Here is a 3,247-nt window from a genome sequence, read left to right as displayed (position 1 = left end):
GAAGTTCTTCAGCTGCAAGAGAAGAGCGTATGGTTTGACTATGACCAGGAGGCAGATGTTTTGTACATAAGTTTCCGCAAACCCCAGAGGGCCAGGAAGACGATTGAAATAGACGAGGACTTCTTGATCAGAAAGGACGGTGATAAAATCGTTGGGGTTACCATCTTGAACGCCGGTTCTCATCAATAAAGAATACCCAGTTGAATACGGCTTTGCCGTAGACCGAAGGTCTATGTAACCATTCAGGGGGTAACTTGCCAGTCAAAAGTTCTCTGGAAATACATTGATAGCACCTTGTTTTCATTGAATATTCACAAAAGACTGAATGTCTGTAGCAATAATGGCTTTAACCTCTTGATTTTTTTGTATTTGCTTTGAGCTTTGAGCTTTAAGCTTTTCACTCTCGAGTAAGGACCTTTTCAATCTCAATACTGCAGAGTTTGAATTGCTTTTTCAGTTCAGGCAGAAGGTTTTCAATTTCATCAAGTTCTCCTGCTTGTCCATGGACTTCCATTTTTCCAGCAGTCTCGCTTATGGCCATGCAGCCGGTATTGGCTGAGTTGCCTTTGAGGGAGTGGGCTGTGCGCAAGGCTTTCTGCAAGTCTTTGGTTTCAATGGCCTTTTGCAGTTCATCAAGCTTGGCAGGTACATCCTGCAGGTACATATTTACAATTTCCATGGCCAGATCATGGTCCTGACCCATGCGGTAGAACAGAGACTGATAATCAAATGCCTGGACTGAAGAGGCATCCTTTTCCCCATCTTCAACGGTAAGGCAAATGTCATCCTCCGAAGTGTCATCCTGACCCTTGAAATCTTCCTGTTCCAGCCATTTTTGCAGCACCCGGCCCAGTTCATAGGGATTTATGGGCTTGGCCACATAGTCGTCCATACCGGCCTGTATGCACTTTTCCCTGTCCTGATGCATGGCCCCGGCGGTCATGGCGATTATGGGGATTTTGTAATTGAGATATTCTGGGATTGAGGTATTCTGGGATTCTGGCTGCCCACTCGTTCCATCTCTTCCTCGCTCCCTGGCCTTGCCGCTCTCTCGCTCTGCGGCGCGAATGCGCCTGGTGGCTTCCAGCCCGTCCATTTCCGGCATCTGCACATCCATGAACACCAAATCGTAAGTTTTGTGCTGCAAGGCCTCAACCGCCCTGACTCCGTTATCAACAATGTCAACGCTGATCCCCATTTTTTTTAGCAAGCCGGTGGCTACTTTCTGATTTACCGGATTATCCTCGGCAACAAGCACGTGCCCTTTGAATTTTATCAGCTCGGATTGCCGCCTTTTGATCTCCCGGGCCTGATGCCTGGTGATGATTGAACGGCCTGGACCTGTGCCTGCACTGGAAAGAACCGTCAAAAGCGTATCAAAGAGTTCTGACTGGCGGACAGGCTTGTTCAGGTAAGCATTAAAGCCTTTTTGCTTAAACATTTTAGCATCGCCTGGACGCCCCATGGATGTCAGCATAACCAGGGGCAGATCCCCGAATCTGTCGTTGCTTCTAATATTGCGGCCCAGTTCTTCTCCATCCATACCGGGCATATGCATGTCCAGAATGGCCATGGCAAAAGAGTTGCCCTCTGAGTATACCCTGTCCAGAATGAGAAGGGCTTCATGCCCCCCAGCGGCCTGCTCTACCTCTGCCCCCCAGGCCTCAAGCTGTTTCCTGAGGATTTCCAGGTTGTTTTCATTATCATCGACAATCAGTATATGTTCACCCTTAAGATGCTGTGGCAGGGTGGGCAGGGATTCTTCATGTTTATTTTGCAGGGTGAACCGGGTGGTGAACCAGAACTCGGAACCCCGAGCGTATTCACTTTGGACTCCGACCTCACCACCCATCATTTCAGCCAGTTGCCTGGAAATGGCCAAGCCAAGCCCAGTACCGCCGAATTTGCGGGTTGGGGAGGTGTCCACCTGGGAAAACCTGTTGAAAAGAAGATCAACCTTGTCTTCAGGAATACCAATACCCGTATCCTGGATGGAGAAACGCAGAAGGACTGCATCCTGTCCCGAATATTCTTCCTTGTGCACTCGAACTACCACTTCTCCCTGGTCTGTAAATTTGATGGCATTGCCCACCAGGTTGGTAAGTATCTGTCGCAGGCGTCCAGGGTCGCCCTGGACCTGGGCCGGTACATCCGGATCAGGCAGACAGATCAGTTCCAGACCTTTTTCGTTAGCCCGTACAGCCATGAGAGAGGCCAGATCTTCAAGCAGATAATGCAGGTTGAAGTCCAGGTTTTCCAGCTCCAGACTGCCGGCCTCGATTTTGGAAAAGTCCAGAATATCGTTTAGCAGGGCCAGCAACGCTTCGCCGCTGCTCTGAATAGATTCGGCCAGGCTTCTCTGTTCCGGACCAAGCTCGGTATCCATAAGCAGATCCGTCATACCGATAACACCGTTCATAGGAGTACGGATTTCGTGGCTCATATTGGCCAGAAATTCAGACTTGGCCTGGGTGGCCTGCTCAGCTCTGTCTCTGGCTTTTTCCAACTCCAGCTGGGAGTTTTTAAGTTCAGTAATATCCATTATATGGCCGGCAGCCTTGGAGATACTCCCTGACTCGTATACTGGCTGGCCTGCAGTGCGTACCCACATCCGGCGTTTTTGAGCTGACACAAAAGGGAGTTCAAGGTCGTATTCAATACCCTTTTCTGCACATTTCCTGAATGCAGCAGCAATTATTGCCCTGGAATCTTCAGAATAGCACTGGATGCTTTTGTTGATGAGCTCCTGGGAATGCGGTGGGCAGTCAGCAGGGTCTAAATCATGAATCAGGTATGTGCCATGGGTCCAGATCATGGTCTGAGAATCGATATCCCATTCCCAGCCGCCTACCTTGGCCAGTTTTTCCGTGGAAGCCAGCACCTCCTGTTGCTTGGACAACTCTTTTTCCATACGTTTTTTTTCTGTAATATCGGAAATAAGGGCGAAAGAACCTGCAAAATTTCCATTTTTAATGATGGGGGTGGAAGAAACCAAGGTCCAGACAGTTGAGCCATTCCTGTGCAGCATGCGGATTTCGTATTTACTGTCTTTTCCAGACATTCGCTCTGTCCAGATATCTGCAAACTTATCCAGATCATCAGGGTGAATAAAGTCCCATATGCTTTCCCCCATGATTTCAGAAGGCTCATATCCGAGCATTTCAGCCATGGCATTGTTGGTAAAACTTATACTGGCGTTTTCGTCCAGCATGCGGATGCCTTCGTTGGCATTTTCAACGATGAGTCT

2 protein-coding genes are annotated in these 3,247 nt (G+C 48.9%); one reads left to right on the top strand and one right to left on the bottom strand.

Annotated features, from left to right (window positions below):
• Positions 1-189, top strand: a 189-nt coding sequence (locus tag QZP87_RS10935) for a DUF2283 domain-containing protein (protein WP_291322959.1), incomplete at its 5' end; no start/stop codon positions are given.
• Between the two features lie 208 nt (positions 190-397).
• On the opposite strand, the gene QZP87_RS10930 is transcribed toward QZP87_RS10935, so the two are convergent.
• Positions 398-3,247 (bottom strand): response regulator (locus QZP87_RS10930; protein ID WP_291322958.1); only part of this gene is annotated, 2,850 nt, incomplete at its 5' end.

The sequence above is a fragment of the Desulfonatronospira sp. genome, from assembly GCA_003563255.1.
In the GTDB taxonomy this organism is placed as follows: domain Bacteria; phylum Desulfobacterota; class Desulfovibrionia; order Desulfovibrionales; family Desulfonatronovibrionaceae; genus Desulfonatronospira.
Note: the sequence above shows the minus strand (reverse complement) of the source record. Positions and strands in the feature narration are given on the sequence as shown.